Below are 18,878 nucleotides of genomic sequence, written 5' to 3' on the forward strand. Positions count from 1 at the left end.
TTCACGACGTACCATTTCCTTCGAGACAGGTTGTGCTCCAATGGATTTGCTGTTCACCACCGACCGCGCACCATGGTCGGCTCCGAGCAGAGGACTCTGACACCGTGGGAATCACGATTCACCCGCTCCGGCTCGACGGATTCGACGCATTGCCGGCGCACGTCCGGCAATGCATCTTCTGGGAGGTCGATCCGGCCGTCATCCCGGGAGCGGACAGCGGATATGTGATCGACAGCGAGTTCGACAAAGAGGCGTGGGTCTCGATGGTGATGCTCGACTGGGGCAAGTGCGCTCAGGTCGCCGTGGAATCGACAACCGGTCGCGCGATCGGGACGGCCTTTTACGCCCCGCCCGGACGGGTCCCCCGCGCTCGACTCTTCCCGACCTCGCCGGTCAGTGCGGACGCCGTGTTGTTGACCTCGCTGCGCGTCGACGCCGGATTCGCGGGCACCGCGGAGATGTTGATCGACAGTGTCATCGGCGACCTGATCCAGCGCGGCGTCCGCGCGGTGGAGGCGTTCGGCATAGTGCGCTCGGACGGCGACACCGAGCACCCGGCGACCGCGCGCCGCTCAGTCGGCGGACGACCCGACCCGCAGGCGTCGCTGTGCCCGGGGTGCATGATCGACGCGCATTTCCTCAAGGACTCCGGGTTCGACCTCGTTGCATCGCATCCGCGTTTCCCGCGGTTCCGTCTCGAGCTCGATCAGGGGCTCGGATGGAAATCTGCCGTGGAGAGCGCGCTGCAGGGACTGGTCGTGATGGCCGCGATCGATGTACCGGGCCGCGAGCGCGAGAGGGTGGCTACACCGGTGGGGCGTCGCCGCGACCGATGAGGGTCAGCGGGCGATCTGCTCGGAGGCGAGCAGGTCGGCGAAAGTGTAGGTGCCGGTCGGCTGGTCGTTCTCGCCGAGCAGGTACAGGCGCTTCACGGCGACCAGGATCGCGTCGGCGATGACGTCGCGGGTCTGCGGGTCGGCCAATGCGGCGGCGTCGCCGGGGTTGGTGATGTACCCGACATCGATCTGGGCGACCGGCATCTGGGTGAGACGCAGGATGTCCCAGGTCCGCTCGTGGGTGCGGCAGTCCTTGAGGCCGGTGCGGGCGACGATCTCGCGCTGGATGAACCCGGACAGTGACCGACCGATGGTCGAGGCGGATCCGTGGGCGTTGCCGAAGTAGAAGCTTGCGGTCCCGTTGGCGTTGGCGTTCTTGTAGCGGGCGCAGCGCAATGCGATGACGAGGTCGGCGCCGTAGCTGTTGGCGACCCGCGCACGGTCGGCGTCGTCGGGGTTGTCGGCGGCTGAGCGGGACGGGAACGTCTCCATGCCCGCCGCGGCCATCCGGCCCTCGACCAGCCGTGCGAGATCCCAGAGGATGCGGGTCTCGAGGTCGGCGGTCGCCGGGTCGACGACGTCGTCGGGGACACCGAAACCGGGATCGATGACGATGCGCTTGCCGGTGAGTCGAGGGCCCGAGCTGCGCAGCCCCTCCTCCTCACGGATGGCGTGGGCGGATCCGCCGGTGACGCGGGTGCCCAGATGTTGCAGCGAACGCAATGTGCCGGGGCCGCAGATGCCGTCGGGGGTCATGCCGTACTCGCTCTGGTAGGAGCAGAGGGCGTTGTGCGTGACAGCGCCGAACTGGCCGTCGACGAGGCCGGTGTAGTAGCCGAGGATGCCGAGGCGTGACTGCAGGGTGGCGACGTCGTCGCCGTGCATGGGTGCCGACAACCGGTAGGCGAGGATGCGGGCGCCGAGGCTGTAGGACGCCTCACGCAGGACGCGGTAGGTGGCCGGTCCGACGATGCCGTCGACGATCAGACCGCGGTTCTGCTGGAAGGCGCGCACGGCATGATCGGTGGCCAGGTCGAACTGGGTCTCCGGGGCGGTCCATCCGTTGCCGGAGGGGGCCTCCGACACCGATGTGCCGGCGTCCTCGAGAAGCCCTTGAGCTGCGAGGATGGCGCGGATCTCGGCGACGGCCGAACCTCGGTCGCCCAGGCGGTACAACGGCATTGCACTGAGCCTTTCTCGCCACACTGATCTGATCTGTTGCGGTCCGCGTGTGGTGCACACCCGTGGGCCGACAGTGAAGTCTCTCAGGTCTGCGGCTCCGGAGCCAATATGGGCGCCACCGCACCTGACACGGCCGGCCGACACGGCGGACCCGGACACGACGACGCCGGGACGGTTCGTCCCGGCGTCGGCGACATGTTTCTCGGGGTCAGGCAGGGGTGCCGATGACGCCGTCGAGCTCGCGCAGCAGCGCGGCCTTGCCCTTGGCACCGACGATCGTCTTCACGGGCTCACCGTTCTGGAACAGGATCATGGTAGGAATCGACATGATCTTGAAATCCCGTGCGACGGCTGGGTTCTCGTCGACATCGAGCTTGGCGATGGTGAGCTTGTCACCGTTGTCGGCTGCGATCTCCTCGAGGACGGGGGCGACCATCTTGCACGGGCCGCACCAGGTGGCCCAGAAATCGACCAGGACCGGCTTGTCGGAGCCGAGAACCTCGCTCTTGAATGTGTCGTCGGTGACGACCACTGTGTTTGCACCCATTGTGTCCTCCTAGTGAGACGTGTGTGGAGTGAGAAAAACTGTGTCCGGAGCCCTCAGGCGAGGGATCCGACCGCCGCGTCGGCCGCGACGGGGAAGGCGGCGTCGGCGCGGTCGGCCAACCAGCGCTCGGCGTCGATCGACGCACTGCACCCGGTGCCGGCCGCTGTGATGGCCTGTCGGTAACGGTGGTCGACGAGGTCGCCGCATGCGAACACGCCGGGGATCGATGTGGCCGTCGTCCGGCCCTCGACCTGCACGTACCCGTCCTCGTCGAGATCGACCTGACCGGCCACGAGCGCGCTGCGCGGGTCGTGACCGATGGCGACGAACATGCCGGTGACCTCGAGAACGCTGGTCTCACCGGTGACGGTGTCGAGCAGGTCGATGCCGCTGACCGAGCCCTCACCGCGCACACCGGTGACGGCGGCGTTGGTGACGAAACGGATCTTGTCGTTCGCCTTGGCCCGTTCGAGCATGATCTTCGACGCGCGGAACTCCTCGCGGCGGTGCACCAGGGTGACCGAGCGCGCGAACTTGGTGAGGAAGGTCGCCTCCTCCATCGCGGAGTCGCCACCGCCGATGACGGCGATGTCCTGGTCCTTGAAGAAGAAACCGTCGCAGGTCGCGCACGCCGAGACGCCGCGTCCGAGCAGTTCGGCCTCGCCGGGGATGTCGAGGTAGCGGGCCGCCGCGCCCATCGCGAGGATCACGGCGTGGCTGCGGTAGACGTCACCGGCCACCTCGACCTCTTTGATGTCACCGGTCAGCCGCAGTGCGTCGACGTCCTCCATGCGGAGGTCGGTGCCGAATCGCAGTGCCTGCTCGCGCATCTCGTCCATCAGGGCCGGGCCCTGGATGCCACTCTGGAAGCCGGGGAAGTTCTCGACCTCGGTGGTGGTCATCAGTGCGCCGCCGAACTGGGTTCCCTCGAACACGACCGGCGCCAACTCGGCACGCGCTGCGTAGACCGCCGCGGTGTACCCGGCCGGGCCGGATCCGACGATGATCACGTCGTGGATCGTGCCGGTCCCTGAGTCGCTCATCTGTCCTCTTCTCACTGTCGATAGCCGGCTGGTTCAACACAAGGGTAGGTGGATCTGTTCCCCGTGGTCGGACGCGGCGGGTGAGCGGACGGTGTCCGTCGATCACCCGGTGGGGCCGGGAGCTCCCAGCGTGCGCCGCGAGATCGTCGCGGGGGTACCGGCGTCGCACGACGACCCCACGACCAGGGCCTCGAACCGGCCCGCGGTCCCGGTGGACAGCAGGATGACCACCGCTGGGTCACCCCTGATCGTCAGTGGTCCGCTGCCGGCCACACCGGTGGTCGGTGCCACACCGTTGGCACTCAGGCAGCGTCGTAGCCGGTCGGGGCCGTTCTGACCGGTGAAGGCGGCATCGTCGCGGCCCAGAACCGACAGCAACGCCCCCGCCTGCGCCCCGGCCGACGGTGCTGCGGTCGGGACCGACGACGTGGCGTCGTCGGCGCGCTCGGTGTCGCCCTGCGACGACATGGATGCGGTCGACACCGCGATGAACAGCGTGACGACGGCGATGATCCCTGCGGCGATCGACGCGATGACCATGCCGCGGCGGCGCCGGGCGTCGCGTTGTCGGTCGCGCGCATCCTCGATCGACTCGACTCGCGGCACGGGAGGCTCCGATGCGGCGGTGTCGGTGCGGATGGCGGCCAGGGTGGACTCGATCGCGGCGGCGACCGCGGGCGGTGGTGGTTCGGCCGTGAGCGGCGCCGACGCGAGGTCGGAACGCGTCGCGTCGAGAGCGGCCATGACGCGCATGGCCTCGGGATCGGCGCGGACACGCGGCCACAGCGCCGCCGCGTCGTCGTCGGGGAGGACGCCGGCGTGCAGGTCGGCGAGCAGATCGACCGGAAACGGGGGACCCGGGGGGACGGATTCCGGCCCGTCGGCGGATTGCCGGTCAGTCATCGATCACCTCATCTCCTCGGTCTGTGGTCTTCATCAGACGCCGACGGGGGTCGCGGGGTTCCCGCCGGGGTGGTGATCGTCCGGTTCGCGGAGATGTCCGAGCACCACCGCGAGCTTGGCCCGTCCCCGTGAACACCGGCTCTTGATGGTGCCCGTCGGTACCCCGAGCAGCGCGGCGGCATCGGTCACCGAGTAACCCTCGACGTCGACCGCGACGACGGCCGCGCGCTGATCACTCGGTAGTGCGTCGAGCGCCCGACCGATGGACAGACGCAGGTCCACCGACACGGTGGGGTCCAGGGGATCGGCGATCGCGGCGATGTCGTACTCCGGCAACGGGACCGTCTGGCGCATCCGGTTCCGTCGGATGCGGTCCAGGCAGGCGTTCACCACGATGCGGTGCAGCCAGGAGGTCACGCGGGCGTCGGATCGGAAGCGGTGCGCGTTGCGGTGGGCGTTGAACAACGCGTCCTGCAGTGCGTCGGCCGCGTCGTCGGTGGTGTGGCTGGTCCGCCGGGCGACCGCCCACAGCTGGTTCTGGTGGCGGTGCACGAGCAGGGCGAAGGCGTGGGGGTCGCCGGCGACGTGAGCGGCGAGGAGCTCCTCGTCGGTGCGCTCGTCACCATCCCCCGCATCGGCCATGCGTGGAGATTAATGGACACCCGGCGCCGGGGACATCCGTCGGACGGGCGCCTGTGGAGCAATCGGTGACGTCGCCGATCAGCGGTGTTCGCGCGCCTGCGCCCACAGTCGCCGCACGACCGTGGCGGCCGGGTCGTCGGTCACCGCGCCGAAACCGGTCCCCGCCCACAGGGTGACCCCATCCGGGTCGTCCTGTGCGGCGGCGGCCTTGCGGAGCGGGCTGGTCAGCGTGTTGAGCTCGGGGAACGCCGCCGGGGCCAGCTCGTGGAGGTCGCGGTGGAAGGCGTTGTCCAACCCGCGGGCCGGACGCCCGGAGAACGCCCTGGTCAAAACGGTCGTCGAGAACGAAGGGTCGCCCAGCGCGCGGCGGTGCGCCCCGCTTGTGCCGGCCTCGGGGGTGTCCAGCAGCAGGGTGCCGATCGCGACGGCGTCGGCGCCCAGATCGAGCAGACGGGCGACGTCGGAGCCCGACGCCACTCCCCCGGACGCGATCAGCTCCACCGAGACCGCGGCGCGCACGGCGGGCAGCAGCTCGTCCAGGGGGGTGGTCGGTGGCGTCGCATCCACCGAGAAGGTGGACCGGTGTCCCCCGGCCTCGGGCCCCTGCACCCACACGACGTCCGCACCCCGGTCGACCGCGGCCCGGGCGTCCTCGACGTCGGTCACGGTGATGACGATCGACGATCCTGCGTCGCGCAGTGCTGCGACATCGGAGTCCGACGGCAGACCGAAGGTGAACGAGACCCAGGGCACCGCGGCCTCGACGAGGACGGCGATGATCTCGTCGTAGGCGTCGGTCGAGTGCTCGGGGATCTCGGGCACGGTGACACCGAGCGCCTCGGCCCGGGGGACCAGGGCGTCACGGTAGGCCCGGACCGCGTCACGGTCGACGACGTGGTCGGCGGGTGCGTCCGGGACGAACACGTTGGCCCCGAACCGGTCGGTGCCGCGGTCGCGCAGCGAGTTGATCGACTGTGTCACTGCGGTTCCGGAGCGATAGGCAGTTGCCAGGAAGCCCAGACCACCTGCGCCGGACACCGCGGCGACGAGGTCGTCGGTACTCGGGCCGCCCGCCATGGGTGCGCCGATGACGGGGATGGTGAGATCGCTCAGCGTCGGGGTCACGCGACTCACGCTACCGGTGTGCCGTCGGGCGCCCACACCCCCGACGAACCGCGTCGGAACGAGTCGACGAGATGGGTGTCGACGATGCCGACGGCCTCCATCAGGGCGAACATCGTCGTCGGTCCGACGAATCGGAAGCCTCTGCGGCGCAGCTCTTTCGACATGGCGGTCGACTCCGCCGAGACCGTCGGGACGTCGGCGAACGTGACGGGACGCGGCGTCGTATCGGGCCGGAACGACCACAACAGCTCGACGAGTCCCCCGTCGTCACGTAGCTCCTGGGTCGCACGCGCGTTGCCGATGGTGGCCTCGATCTTGGCTCGGTTCCGGACGATCCGCGCGTCGACGACCAGGCGTTCGACGTCCTCGTCGCCGAACGCGGCCACGGTGTCGACGTCGAAGTCGCAGAACACCTCTCGGAACGCGGGGCGTTTGCGCAGGATGATCGACCAGGACAGACCGGACTGGAATCCCTCGAGGGACAACCGTTCGAAGTGGGCGTTCTCACCGTCGACCGGCATGCCCCACTCGGTGTCGTAGTAGTCGCGCATCATGCCCGGTTCGGACCCCCACACGGGTCGGAGCAGACCGTCCTCGCACAGCACGGTGCCGGCGGCGGTCTCGGCCACGTGGGTCTAACCGGCCATCGAGATCTGGCTGATCACGCCCTGGAACCCGCCGCGGGACGACTGCGGGAGCGAGGTGATCCAGATCAGAACGAAGGGCGCGGACTGTGCGTCGCGGACGGTGATGGTGGTGGACGGCTGGTCGATCGAGCCCGCGCCGACCTGCGTGGTGTCGTCGAAGGCCGCTGACGCCGACGGCGAGGTCCGGACCTGCACCTCGAGTCCGGGTGACGGGGTGCGGACGGTGACCGTGCGGACGGTGCTCGCGCGGTCGAGCGCGAACATCAGGCCCAGCCCGGGCTTGAGGTTGCCGAAGCGGGGACCGCCCCGATAGGTGTCGGTCCGCCATGCCGGCGCCTCACCGGAGATGACGTTGCCGACGTTGGCGCTCGAGTCGGCCGTCTGACGCGAGTAGTCGACCACCGTCACCGACCGCAGTCCGATCGGACCCGCCTGTGGCGCAGCGGTTCCCGCACCGGGGCTCACGGGTGCGGAACTGGCGGACGCGGAACCGTTGAGGAACGAGTCGATGTTCGTCGGCTGTTCATCGGGATCGACGGTGTCGGTCAGCCACACGATCAGCGCGATCACCAGGAGCAGCGTGATCAGACCGGCTCCCGCAGCTATCGCGAGCACGCGCATCGACCGCGGCGAGCGGTCGCCGAGACCGAAACGGGATCGCCCGCCGGCGCCGTCGGCTCGCACGTTGCTCGCCGGTGCGGGACGTTCGGTCGCGTCGCCGATGACCGGCATGAGGTCGGTCTTCTGATCCACGACGGTCGCCTGGTCGAGCACGTGCTGGATGGTCGCGGCGGTCCGGATACCGCTGTTGCCCTCGAGGGCGCGGGCGGCGACCGCGGAGATCTCGAACGGGACGTCGGGACGAGCGGCCCTGGGCTCCTTGGGGATCCCGGTCGCCGACGGTTCGGCGACGGGCAACCCGCCGATGGGCTCGCCCGAGGTGCGGCTGGTGATGACCCCGGCGGCACCGTCGGGATCGAGCGGCCAGTGCGCCAGCAGCAGCGCGTAGAGCACGGCGCCGAGACCACGGACGTCGGTGGTCTTGTCGTCGCCGGCCAGGGTTCCGGGGAACGCCAACACGGCATTGCCCTCGGTGGAGATGCGGATCCGGTCGGGGTGGTCGATCGACAGCGAGCTACCGGTGCGGTGGGCCGCCTCCGCGGCCGCGGCCAGCGCGCGCACGGCCCGCGCCGCACCGACCGGTGACGGGTTGGTCTTGGCGACGTCGGCGAGCGACGAACCCGTGACCCATTCGGCCACAACGATTCCGCCGGACGACCCACGGACCACGTCGAGTACGCGGGCGATACCGGGAGAGTTGACGCGGCCCAGGCGCAGCGTCCGGGACAGGACGGCCTGCGGGCCGTCACCCCGCGCACCGACGGCCACACCGGGCTCGGGCGGCGGCGCGAGTTGGTCGGCGTCGACGAAGGTCAAGGCCACGTCGCGGTCGAGGTTGATGTCGCGCGCACGCCAGAACTGCAGGCCGCGCGTGCCGCCGTGCGCGGCGAGCAGCCGGTAGCGACCGCCGGCGACGGCGGCACCGGGCACGAGGCGGGGCCCGCGTCGTGGACGGGGACGTCCGTCGGACGGGCCCGCGGGTGCGCCGGCCGGGCCAGGATCGCCCACGGGGACCGACGGTGCGGGGCCGGTGGACTCGGAAGGCTCGGCGTCGCGCTGGGGGGTGTCGGGATCGGTGGGGCCGGCCGGCTCGTCTGCCGAATCGTCGGGGCCGACGCGCTGGGCACGTACCGGTCCGGTCGACGGAGACGGGGCGCCGCCGCGTGCGGGACCCTCGGCATCGGGACGGATCGCGCTCAATCGGGGATCGGTGTTGACCAGTCCCGGGAGATCGCGCGCTCCGCCGGCATCGACGTCGTTGTCACCCATGAGGTCCACTCCTCTCCGTCGGTATCGCAGGTCGCGCGGCACACCGGGGGTCACCTGTCCGGCCGCGCCGCCCGTGTGTACCGAATATGCCTGCCAGCTGGCCGTTCCGCGATCGAATCGTCGCAGCACCTGAACCTGGCCAGAATACGGGAGGCTCTCGTCGCCGGTGATCCGCGGGAAGGCAACGGTCATCTCGGCGATCGACTCCGACGGCGGCTGGCTCGCGGGAGCGATGGCCGGGATGAAACGGCCGAGCATGCGGCGGACACTGACGCTGACCGCGATCACGTCGGGGATCCGGAGCAGAACCAGTGCGGTGTAGACCAATCCGAGCGCCACCACCGCGGTGAACGCGAGGTAGGCGATCGATCCGAGCTTGCCGTGGTCGGTGGCGAAACGGTGCAGCCCGGACAGCTGCGAGACGCCCCAGACCAGCGCACAGCCGCCGACCGACGCGAGCAGGGTCAGTCCGGTGGTGCGACCGACGTTGGTCATCCGGATCGGGCCGAGGCGGCTGCGCAGCAGGAAGTGACCCACGATCGCGCCGACGATGTAGCCGAGCCCGTTGGAGAAAGCGAGCCAACGCACGATGGTGTCGCCGTCGTCGAAGAGCACCGGGCCGAGGTACGACGCCGCGACCTTCACGATGGTGATGCCCACCGCGATCGCGGTCGGGGTCCAGGCGTCCTCGCGGGCGTAGAACACACGGAGCTGAACCAGGGTCATCGAATACGGGATGATCGTGAACGCGCCCCAGCTCAGGACGGTGCCCAGCTGGTCGGCGTCGTTCAGCCCGAACTGGCCGAAGTTGAAGACGGCGATGCCGATCGCCGGCCCGAAGAACGTCATGAACGTGATGACCGGGACCAACGCGACCATGGTCAGACGGGTGGACAGCGACAGGTCGTCGACCACCGAATGGGTGTCGTTCGCCGCGGCGTTGCGGGACAGTCGCGGCATGATCGCGGTCAGGATGGTAACGCCGAGAACGCCGTAGGGCAGCTGCAGCAGCTGCCAGTGGGTGGCGTAGATGCTGACGCCGGAGGAGCTGGCGCTCGCCGCGATGCGGTAGGTGATGATGAAGCCGACCTGCAGCACCGCGACGTAGAGCACGATTGCGCCCGCCATCCGTCCGAATGTCCGCAGGCGATCGTCGAGACCCCAGCGCAGCCGCAGTTTCACCCCGGCGCGTCGCAGGGCGGGCAGCAGGATCGCGGCCTGGCAGACCACGCCGAGGGTGGTGCCGATGCCCAGGACGAGGAGCTTGGTGTCGCCCATGCGCACCGGGTTGAGCGAGATCTCACCGGGCACGATCGCGAACACGATGAGCGTGGTGATCTGGACGATGTTGTTGCACACCGGCGCCCAGGCACCCGGCTTGAACAGACCCTTCATGTTCAGGATCGCGATGAACAGAGCCGACATCCCGTAGAACAAGATCTCGGGCAGCAGCAGATACGCCAGGGCGGTGGCCAGGTCGCGGTTGACCAGGCCGTCACCGAGATTGAGCAGGGTCAGCAGCGGTGCCGCGATGAGCGCGACGATCGTCGCGACGCCCAGCATCGTCAGCGCGAGGGTGAAGATCCGGTTGATGAAACCCTCACCGCCGTCGGCGTCCTCGGCCTCCGCACGCACGAGGACCGGGATCACGATGGCGGTGAGCACCGCGCCGAGGACGACCTCGGCCACGAGGTTGGGCAGCACGTAGGCGGCCTGGAACGACGACGCGATCGCCGAGCCGAGCAGGGCCAGCACGAGGATCGTGCGGACGAAACCGGAGATCCGGCTGACCAGGGTGGCTATCGCGATCGACCCGCTGGTGCGCAGGACGCTCTCGTCGGAATCGCGCGAGATCGCCTTCTCGGTGTCGGTCTCGACGGGATCGCCCGGATCGAACTCGGGGGCGTCGATCGTCGCGATGCGACGGGTCTCACCGGACGCCGAACCGTCGGGAATCGGCACCGGACCCCGACGTGCGGGCGGCGGCGTCGACATCGGCGGCTCCGACATCGACGGGGGCTCGGCGGCGGGCATCGGTGCCGACCGCGGGGGCGTGGTCGGGAGCGGACGGGACACCGGTGGCGGGACGTAGCCGGGAGGGGTGTCGGCGAAGCGTCGCGCGTTCGGGCTCGGTGGTCGTCGCGGTGGCACGTCGGCCGGTGGGCGTCCCCGCCCTCCCGAGCGTCGGCTGCGCAGGGTGTCGTCGGGTCCGCCCGGCGCCGGCGGCAACCGGTCGGACGGTGCGCCACCGGGGATGCCGCGGCCCGGTGTCGGGGGGATACGACGCGGCGCAGCGCGGCCGCCGGTGGGCGGGCCGTCGGGGGTACGGCGATCCACCTCGCGGTCGCCGTCGGTCGGGTCGTCGGTGCGGTCAGTCATCGCCGGTCGAGCCCGATCTCGGCGGCACCGGCGTGTCCTGCTGATGCAGATAGCGGCTGTCGGCCATCAGGCGTTCGCGCTCGTCGGGTTCGGGACGGTCGAGGTCGGCCGGGTCCGGCTCGCCACGGAAGCGATGCCAGAGTCGTCGGCCCGCGAGCAGCACCAACGCGACGCCGGCGCAGATCGTGATGATGAACAGCGCTTTTCCATATGCGTTGGAATGTACTGACAAGTCGATCGGACTGCCCATCGCGACACCGCTGGATGTCACCAGGGCGATGTTGACGGTCATCGTGGCCGAGGACTTCGCCTGCGTGGGCAGCTGAATCTGCCGGGTGCCCCGCGGTGGGATCTCGACGACCCCGATGTCACCGATGTCGAGGTTCTGCGGCGCGGCGGTGTCGAGGCGCACACGCACGGGCAGCGGCAGGTCGTTGCGCACCACGAGCAGCAGCGGGCTGCGTTCGGAGGCCAACGTGTAGCGACCGCCGGGGTCGAGGATGCTGACGGCGTCGCGCATCCGGTCCAGTGTCTTGTCCACCGCCCGGACCCGGGCGACCGCGGTGGCCACGACGGCGCGCCGATCCGAGGTGGAGTCGACGGGCGCAGAACGCATGGCCCGGATGAGGTCCTCGTCGAGGGGTGCGACGTAGGTCCGCGGCGAGATCGCGAGATCGCTGCGCGCGACCATCGAGGCCTCGAGCTGGAAGATCAGCCCCGCCGAGCGGCTCAGCAGCATCGTGGTGTCGGCGTCGAGCGTGGTCAGGCCGAGGGTGGTGTTCAGCGGGACCCGCAGCGCGCCCGAGACGCCGGCCTGGTCGAGCTGGGAGTTCACGTCGCCGAGGGGTCGGGGCGCGGCCAATCCGGAGTCGAGCAGCAGCGCCGTCGTCGAGAGCACCGCGCGGGCGTCGTCGGCGGAGGCCGACCACACCGCGGGCGGCATGATCAGCTCGCTGCGCCCGACGGTCGGGTCGTCGGGCTCGCCGCCGATCCGCTGGGTGGTCGCGTCCCCGGTGGGCGCGATCGCGGCGTAGCTCAGCGCGGCGGTGGCCGCGGCGCGTCGGCTCACCTGGGACTCGGTGTCGAGGTCGAACCGTTGGTCGTCGGCGGTGACGGCCGGGGTACTGGGGGCGGCGCCCATGCCGGCGAGTGCGGTGGTGATGGCCGGGTCGTAGGTCTGCACGGCGAGGTCGGACGCGCGGTACTGACCGTTGGCCGCACCCTGCTCGCGGGCGATGGCGGTCGAGGCGATCAGGGCGTGGTCGATGTCGGAGTTGTTCAGCAGGCGGGCCGCGGTGTCGTCGAGCGCTCCGCTGACCGGGACCGCGAGTCCTCGCACGCTGGAGACGCCCAGGATGGTGTCGACGATGTCGGCGGGCGATCGGACCGCGGTGCGGGTCAGTTCGGGGTCGTTGACCCGGGCGAGGGTGTCGAGGTCGGCCTGCGCGAACGGCAACGCCACCACGCACAGGCGCGAGGCCATCGTCCGTAGGCGCTGCAGCCAGTCCTGGGCCGCGGCGGTGCCGGTGCCCTCCCGGGTGGCCGACCGTGGATCGGTGGGGTCTCGGGACACCTCGTATCCCGACGTCATGGCCTGGACGGTCACGAGCAGGTCGGGGTCGATGGCCAGACAGGCGCTGCGCGTCACCGGGGAGTCCGGGCTGACGGTCGCGTCGTCGAGCGTGGTGAGCAGCCCGTTGAGTCGCCCGCCCGGGCGCAACGAGGTGGCGAGGTCGTCGCTGACCAGGCGTACGGGTTCGTCACCGCCGCCGGTGATCCCGGGCGCGAGCTGGCCGGGTGCGGCCAGCGGCCACATCAACGTGAGCTGCGCCGGCGACGACACCGTCGGCGCGACCGAACCGTCGGCACCCGACGGCTGGGTGTTCGCGGGTGTCACCTCGGCGAGGTCGCTCGACTGGGCCCGCGCGCGGTCGGGGGGCAACCCCAGCACGGTCAGCAGGGTGCGTGAGTCGTCGAGTCGTGCGGGCGTGCCGTAGTCGGGGGTTCCGTTGAGGTTCACCAGGATCGGGTAGACCCCGGGGCTGTCGACACCGAGTCCGGGGGTGGCGGGGTTCCCGGTCAACGGCACGGTCAGCGAGAACGGGCGGCTCTGTCCGGGATCGAGCTTCGTGCCCACCTGGGTGAACCGGGTGGCCGTCTCGTACTGCGCGGGATCGCGGATCAGCGACGTCCGCAGTTCGGCACCCGCCGCGACCCGATCGCCGCGTTGCACCCGCATCACGAGATCGGTGACGGGCCGGTCGCCGACGTTGTTCAGCGTGCCCCGCACGGTCACGGTGGTCGGACTGCTGGTGGTCACCGCCGACGGGCTCACCGAATCGATCGAGACGTTGACGAACTCGGCCGGCTCGGGGAACGGTGCCGCGGCGGCGCCCGGCAGCGGGGCGGCGAGCATCGTCGTCAGCAGGAGCCCGAACACCCCGAGCACCGCGGCCCATCGGGACAGATGGTGGCGCGATCCCCGGACGTCGCGCGGCCGTGTCGAGATCATCCGATCGAGGTCATTCGTCGCCGTCGTGGTCGGTCCGCGCGTGCGAGGACTCCACGTGATCGGGGTGCGCCGCACCGGCGGTTTCCGACGGGGTGCCCGACGGCCGCCGCGGCCCACGCCGACGACGGCGGGTGCGCGCGGGCTTCGGGGCGTCGTTGCGGCGCTGATTGCGCGCCGCGGCCGCCTTCTCGTACTCGTTGGGCTCGGTGCGGGCGCTGTCGGCCTCCGACCGCGCCAGCCGCTCGGGGTCGTCGGCCAGGTCGGCGATGACCTCCTCGGCGGTGCGGGCCAGACGGCGTTCGTCGGAGTAGGTCAGGCGCTGCGGCAACTCGGTGAGCGGCACCCACGCGACCTCGGCCACCTCGTAGTCGGCGTCGGACAGCTCGCCACCGGTGGAGCGCATCAGATAGTGGTGCACGGTCTTGTGGATCCGCTTGCCCTCGCTGACGAACCAGTACTCGACCTTGCCGAGGGAGGCGACGACATTGCCCTCGATACCGGTCTCCTCGGCGACCTCGCGTACCGCTGTCTGCTCGGCGGTCTCCCCGGTCTCGATGTGTCCCTTGGGAAGCGACCACATCATCCGACCGCGTCGGTCCACGCGACCGATCAGCGCGGCGCAGCGTTCGCGGTCCGGGCCGTCGATACCGGAGACGATGAGCCCGCCCGCCGACGTCTCCCGGACGGTGCGCAGGCGGGGATTGGTCTTCGGGGTGCTGGAGTTCTTGGTGGGCGTCTCGCGTGCCCCGCCTCGGGCGCTGCGTCCGCCGTGCCCGGCGGTGCGGTTGAGGGCGCTCAGGTCGGACGGCTTGACCGGTGCCGGCGAGGCGTCGACGCCCTCGGGGTTCGCGACCGAGGCGGCGGCGTCGGGGTTGTCGGTGGTCGGCCTGCTGGGCTTGCGCCTGCGTCCGCGTCGTCCGCGACGGCTGCCGGTCCGGCCGCCCTCGGACGGGGTGGGACCGGTGGTCGGCGCCTGCGCGTCGGACGTGTCGAGCGTTGCGGGTGCGGCGTCGCCGATGGCCGTGGGCGCCGCCGTCCCGGGCTGCGTGGTGCCGGGTGCGCCGCGGCGCTTTCCACCCCGCCGATTGCCGCGCCGACGCCGCGGACGTCCCGCGACGTCGCGTTTCGGCTCGGAGGGTTCGGCTGACACCCCACGATGCTAGCCGTTGTCAACCCCCGGTTTCCTCAACCCCGGCGCGGGTCAGGGGCTCGATGTCGGGCGTGTACTGGGTAGGCTCTGACCCCGTGACAGCAACGCGGGAGGACTCCTCTGACGAGCGCCGCACCCGGTTGCTGGCCCACGCGGCGGTGTCGTTGCGGCAGCTGTCGGGGGTTCTCGACCCCCTGGGTGCCCGGTTCGCCGAGCGGGGCTTCTCCCTCTATCTGGTCGGGGGCTCGGTCCGAGACGCCGTCCTGGGCCGGCTCGGCTCCGACCTCGACTTCACCACCGACGCCCGTCCCGAGCAGGTCCAGGGGATCCTGCGGGGATGGGCCGAGCACATGTGGGACACCGGGATCGCCTACGGCACCGTCAGCGCGGTCCGCGACGGCCAACACATCGAGATCACGACGTTCCGCGCCGACACATACGACCAGGTGTCGCGGAACCCCGAGGTGCGCTTCGGCGACACCCTCGACGAGGACCTGATCCGCCGCGACTTCACCATCAACGCGATGGCCGTCCGCATCGGAGCCGACGGTGCGCAGGAGTTCGTCGACCCACTCGACGGGATGACCGACCTGCTGGCCGGCGTCATCGACACCCCGGCCGCCCCGGAGACCTCGTTCACCGACGACCCCCTGCGGATGCTGCGCGCGGTCCGTTTCGTCTCCCAGCTGGGCTTCGTCCCGGCGCCCCGGGTGGTCGTCGCGATCACCGAGATGGTCGAGGCGATCGACCGGATCACCGTGGAGCGCGTCGCCGCCGAACTGGACAAGCTGATCCTGGGCGATCACCCGGTCGACGGGGTCGATGCGCTGGTCGAGACCGGATTGGCGGAGCGGGTGCTGCCGGAGATCCCCGGGATGAAGCTCGCCATCGACGAACACCACCAGCACAAGGACGTGTACTGGCACTCGCTGACGGTGCTGCAGCAGGCCGTCGACCTCGAGGAGGCCGACCCGGACCTGATCCTGCGGTGGGCGGCCCTGCTGCACGACATCGGCAAACCCGCCACCCGTCGCCACGAGCCGGATGGCGGCGTCAGCTTCCACCACCACGAGGTGGTCGGGGCCAAGATGGTCCGCAAGCGCATGAAGGCGCTGAAGTACCCGAAGTCGGTCATCGAGGACGTGGCGAACCTGGTGTTCCTGCACCTGCGGTTCCACGGTTACGACGAGGGCCGGTGGACCGATTCGGCGGTGCGGCGCTACGTCACCGACGCCGGCGATCTCCTCCCCCGACTCCACAAGCTGGTCCGCGCGGACTGCACGACGCGCAACAAGCGCCGGGCGGCCCGGTTGCAGGGCAACTACGACGACCTCGAACGCAGGATCGCCGATCTCGCGGCCCAGGAGGATCTGCAGCGGGTCCGGCCGGACCTCGACGGCAACGCGATCATGGAACTCCTCGACATCCCGGCGGGCCCGATCGTGGGTCGTGCATGGCGGTTCCTCAAGGAACTCCGTCTCGATCGTGGACCGCTCGATCGGGACGAGGCGGAGGCCGCGCTCCTCGACTGGTGGAGCCGGGAAAAGACTTCGGGCTAAGCTGGAGGTCTCGGTCCAGCAGCGGCCTCGGGCGATCGCATGCGCGAGCGCCTCTGCTGTCCGACGCGTTCTCCCAGACGGGACCCAGCATGACCAGTTTCTCGGATCTGCCCTTCCGCCCTCGATGGATGAGGTGAGGCGTATCTCCACCGAATCAAGCCAAGTTCGCACATCCCCGGACGAGGACTCACTCGTCGGGGCGTTGGAGGTCTCCATGCAGTTCGCGCCCATCAGGCGGCTCAACGACGGCGCGTTGGCGGGGGCGGAGCTGCAGGTCCGCGGACCGTCGAAGTCCGCCCTCGGAACCGCCGAGTCGCTGCGACGCGCGGCGCGGATGATGCAGCAGGAACGCGCACTCGACCGCCACAAGTTCACCTTCGCCGCCACCGGCACGGCGCAGATGATCGCCGATGTCCTGCCCCTGCTGGTGATGGTCGATCTCGCCTCGATCGACCAGTCCGACCTCGAGAACTCGCTCGAGCGTCTCGCGGTGTCGGTCCAACCCGACGAGATGCTCGCCGACCCGCAGCGCACCCTGGCCCGGATCGACGCGGCCCGCCGCGCCGGTCGCATCATCTGCGTCGACGGGTTCGGGGTCAGTGAGTATGCGGTCACGATGCTGTCGCTGATCGAACCCGACATCATCGTCACCGGTCCAGAGCTGCTGACCCGGACCACCGAGCCCGCGATGGCCCGACTGGCCCACGCGTTGGCCGCGCACGTCGAGCGCAGCCACGCCGTGGTCATCGCCGAGGGCGTGGACACCGACGCGTTGCGGTTGTCCGCCCAGACGATCGGTGCCACCTATGGGCTCGGCGCGCTCTACCCACCGGTCGACGACCCCGCGGCGTTCGCCGACGAAGCCGTCGTGCCCCTCCCGGACGCCCCGGTGTGGTCGACCCCGGCCGCCGACACCACCACGCCGTACCGGATCGGGTCGGCCGGGCACCAGCCGCGACGCGGCACCAAGCACCTGCTGATCGAGATGAGCAAGGCGCTCGAGGCGCAGGCCGCCGCCGCGGGCGGCGCGGTGATCGTGCTCGGAACCTTCCAGCACGCGCGCAACTTCACGTCGCATACGTCTGTGCGCTGGAGGCAACTCGCCGACACCGCGGGGCTCGCCGGCGTCTACGGCGTCGGACTGGCGCCGATGATCGACGGCAATGTGATCCACGCGCCGCTCGACGAGTCCGACGACATCGTCAACGAGTGGAACGTCGCCGTCCTCAGCCCGCATTTCTGTGCGCTGCTCGCCGCCCGTGACCTGCACGACGAGGGTCCGGACATGGAACGCACCTTCGACTTCGTGCAGAGCTACGAGCGGCTGACCGTCACCCAGGCCGTGCACTCGATCCTGAGCCGGTTCACCTTTGCGTGATGACCTGCCTGTCGACGACGAACACCGCAGGCCGGACGGGGTCACCGACGAGACGGTCAAGGCTGTGGGCGCGGTGACCGAGGCACTCGAGTGGGTCGAGCGGGTCCGTGGTCATCTGTATGAGGCGCACCAGATGTCGGGACACGCCGACCTGGCCTTCGGCGACGCGGCCGACGCGCTGGCCGATGCCGGCCACACCGAGTTGGCGGAACGCCTGCGCACCGAGATCGTGGGGCTCAACACCTTTCCGGGACGGTGGACGTTCCAGCTCGTCGAGGAGTTCGACGACGGCTACTACGCCACCGTGAAGGACTTCGAGAAGCAAACCCGCACAGACCTTCTCGAGGGTCGTCGCCACGTCTTCGAATCGGAGATGAAGGAATCGCGACGTACCCACGGACGACCGGGCCACGAGGCGCGACCTTAGCCGACCGCCGATCCGCGGTCGATCATCGACCGACGGCGAAAGCCTCGTCCGCGGCCCGCTGATGCAAGGTCTGTAGCTCGTCGGCCTGACGGGCGGCCTGGTCGTTCAACTCGGCGCACCGGGCGGTACCGGGTCCGAAGTCCACCCGGCCCTCCATCCCGAGTTCCCACATGGCCTTCTTGGCCAGCAGCAGCGAACGCATCGCCTCCACCGCGGCGACCCGGCGGAAGCGACCACGGGTCACGTGCAGCACACCGGCCACGCCGCGCACGCCGGTGCCGATGCCCACCACGGCGCCGAGCCAGCTCTCCCCATGGCCGCTCAACTCCTCCACGCGCGCACGGACGAAGGCCATCTCCTCCTCGAGTTCGGCCGGGAGATGGTCGATCGCCCCCGCGGTCCACGGGTCGTTCGCCACGAGGCGCGCCAACTGCAGGCCGCCACTGGCCCCGATCAGATGTGTCCGCATGTAGAGCGCGGACGACTGCGCTGTCGCGTTCATGGAGCAACCCCTTCGTCGTTCGTCGGACCGGGCGGGGGCTGCACCTGATCAACAGGAGTCGAGTGTAAGGGGTGAACGGTGGCGGTCGCGCGTCGCTTCGTGGCACAGTGGGTGGGTATCGACGGCCAGGTTGAGCTCTCCAGCTGCGGTCACCCC

The 18,878-nt window shown here is 70.2% G+C and carries 15 protein-coding genes; 4 read left to right on the forward strand and 11 right to left on the reverse strand.

Translation table 11 applies throughout. The features are described from left to right. Positions 1-104 precede the first annotated feature (104 nt). Positions 105-836 carry a hypothetical protein gene (locus IEV93_RS05145; protein WP_188487536.1) on the forward strand — a complete coding sequence of 244 codons (732 nt, stop codon included), beginning with the start codon at positions 105-107 and terminating at the stop codon, positions 834-836. Positions 837-839: 3 nt separating this feature from the next. On the opposite strand, the gene IEV93_RS05150 is transcribed toward IEV93_RS05145, so the two are convergent. The 10 genes from IEV93_RS05150 to IEV93_RS05195 form a co-directional block, all read right to left on the reverse strand. After that, positions 840-2,018 carry an N-acetylmuramoyl-L-alanine amidase gene (locus tag IEV93_RS05150; protein WP_188487537.1) on the reverse strand — a complete coding sequence of 393 codons (1,179 nt, stop codon included), beginning with the start codon at positions 2,016-2,018 and terminating at the stop codon, positions 840-842. Between the two features lie 208 nt (positions 2,019-2,226). After that, positions 2,227-2,565 (reverse strand): thioredoxin, encoded by a 339-nt coding sequence (gene trxA / locus IEV93_RS05155; protein WP_188487538.1) that lies wholly within the window; start codon positions 2,563-2,565, stop codon positions 2,227-2,229. Positions 2,566-2,618: 53 nt separating this feature from the next. Then, positions 2,619-3,608 (reverse strand): thioredoxin-disulfide reductase, encoded by a 990-nt coding sequence (gene trxB / locus IEV93_RS05160; RefSeq protein WP_188487540.1) that lies wholly within the window; start codon positions 3,606-3,608, stop codon positions 2,619-2,621. Between the two features lie 102 nt (positions 3,609-3,710). Continuing rightward, positions 3,711-4,511, reverse strand: coding sequence for an RsmA family anti-sigma factor (locus IEV93_RS05165; protein WP_188487542.1), 801 nt, complete (start codon positions 4,509-4,511; stop codon positions 3,711-3,713). A 33-nt stretch (positions 4,512-4,544) separates the two neighbouring features. Beyond that, positions 4,545-5,153, reverse strand: coding sequence for an RNA polymerase sigma factor SigM (sigM, locus tag IEV93_RS05170; RefSeq protein WP_188487543.1), 609 nt, complete (start codon positions 5,151-5,153; stop codon positions 4,545-4,547). 78 nt (positions 5,154-5,231) lie between these two features. Then, positions 5,232-6,278, reverse strand: a complete 1,047-nt coding sequence (locus IEV93_RS05175) for an NAD(P)H-dependent flavin oxidoreductase (protein WP_229704894.1) — start codon at positions 6,276-6,278, stop codon at positions 5,232-5,234. A 5-nt stretch (positions 6,279-6,283) separates the two neighbouring features. Beyond that, positions 6,284-6,907 (reverse strand): DNA-3-methyladenine glycosylase I, encoded by a 624-nt coding sequence (locus IEV93_RS05180; RefSeq protein WP_308690870.1) that lies wholly within the window; start codon positions 6,905-6,907, stop codon positions 6,284-6,286. 6 nt (positions 6,908-6,913) lie between these two features. Continuing rightward, the gene (gene murJ, locus IEV93_RS05185; protein WP_443098496.1) at positions 6,914-10,825 is read right to left on the reverse strand and encodes a murein biosynthesis integral membrane protein MurJ; all 3,912 of its coding nucleotides are present in this window, start codon (positions 10,823-10,825) and stop codon (positions 6,914-6,916) included. Positions 10,826-11,186: 361 nt separating this feature from the next. Next, positions 11,187-13,706: a DUF6049 family protein gene (locus IEV93_RS05190; RefSeq protein ID WP_229704895.1), complete on the reverse strand. Its 2,520-nt coding sequence runs from the start codon at positions 13,704-13,706 to the stop codon at positions 11,187-11,189. Between the two features lie 10 nt (positions 13,707-13,716). Next, positions 13,717-14,856: an NUDIX hydrolase gene (locus tag IEV93_RS05195; protein WP_188487548.1), complete on the reverse strand. Its 1,140-nt coding sequence runs from the start codon at positions 14,854-14,856 to the stop codon at positions 13,717-13,719. A 95-nt stretch (positions 14,857-14,951) separates the two neighbouring features. Here IEV93_RS05195 and IEV93_RS05200 point away from each other — a divergent pair, with 95 nt between their 5' ends. The 3 genes from IEV93_RS05200 to IEV93_RS05210 all read left to right on the forward strand — a co-directional run bounded on the left by IEV93_RS05200 (position 14,952) and on the right by IEV93_RS05210 (position 18,220). Next, complete coding sequence (locus IEV93_RS05200) at positions 14,952-16,415, forward strand: CCA tRNA nucleotidyltransferase (RefSeq protein ID WP_229704896.1); 1,464 nt, start codon at positions 14,952-14,954, stop codon at positions 16,413-16,415. Between the two features lie 214 nt (positions 16,416-16,629). Continuing rightward, a complete protein-coding gene (locus tag IEV93_RS05205; protein WP_188487552.1) occupies positions 16,630-17,793 on the forward strand; it encodes a DICT sensory domain-containing protein in 1,164 nt (387 codons plus the stop codon). Then, entirely contained in the window at positions 17,786-18,220 is a 435-nt protein-coding gene (locus IEV93_RS05210; RefSeq protein WP_188487554.1) for a hypothetical protein, read from the forward strand. The genes IEV93_RS05205 and IEV93_RS05210 overlap by 8 nt, the downstream gene beginning before the upstream one ends. 22 nt (positions 18,221-18,242) lie before the next feature. Here IEV93_RS05210 and IEV93_RS05215 read toward each other — a convergent pair whose 3' ends face one another. Continuing rightward, positions 18,243-18,722 carry a hypothetical protein gene (locus IEV93_RS05215; protein ID WP_188487556.1) on the reverse strand — a complete coding sequence of 160 codons (480 nt, stop codon included), beginning with the start codon at positions 18,720-18,722 and terminating at the stop codon, positions 18,243-18,245. Between the last annotated feature and the right edge of the window lie 156 nt (positions 18,723-18,878).

The sequence above is a fragment of the Williamsia phyllosphaerae genome, from assembly GCF_014635305.1.
GTDB lineage: Bacteria > Actinomycetota > Actinomycetes > Mycobacteriales > Mycobacteriaceae > Williamsia_A > Williamsia_A phyllosphaerae.

What these genes read in the sequence shown, in the direction of transcription:
- IEV93_RS05150 (WP_188487537.1), bottom strand. Translation starts at nt 2,018, where the DNA reads ATGCCGTTGTACCGCCTGGGCGACCGAGGTTCGGCCGTCGCCGAGATC.
- trxA (WP_188487538.1), bottom strand. Translation starts at nt 2,565, where the DNA reads ATGGGTGCAAACACAGTGGTCGTCACCGACGACACATTCAAGAGCGAG.
- trxB (WP_188487540.1), bottom strand. Translation starts at nt 3,608, where the DNA reads ATGAGCGACTCAGGGACCGGCACGATCCACGACGTGATCATCGTCGGA.
- IEV93_RS05165 (WP_188487542.1), bottom strand. Translation starts at nt 4,511, where the DNA reads ATGACTGACCGGCAATCCGCCGACGGGCCGGAATCCGTCCCCCCGGGT.
- sigM (WP_188487543.1), bottom strand. Translation starts at nt 5,153, where the DNA reads ATGGCCGATGCGGGGGATGGTGACGAGCGCACCGACGAGGAGCTCCTC.
- murJ (WP_443098496.1), bottom strand. Translation starts at nt 10,825, where the DNA reads ATGTCGGAGCCGCCGATGTCGACGCCGCCGCCCGCACGTCGGGGTCCG.
- IEV93_RS05190 (WP_229704895.1), bottom strand. Translation starts at nt 13,706, where the DNA reads ATGATCTCGACACGGCCGCGCGACGTCCGGGGATCGCGCCACCATCTG.
- IEV93_RS05205 (WP_188487552.1), top strand. Translation starts at nt 16,630, where the DNA reads ATGCAGTTCGCGCCCATCAGGCGGCTCAACGACGGCGCGTTGGCGGGG.
- IEV93_RS05215 (WP_188487556.1), bottom strand. Translation starts at nt 18,722, where the DNA reads ATGAACGCGACAGCGCAGTCGTCCGCGCTCTACATGCGGACACATCTG.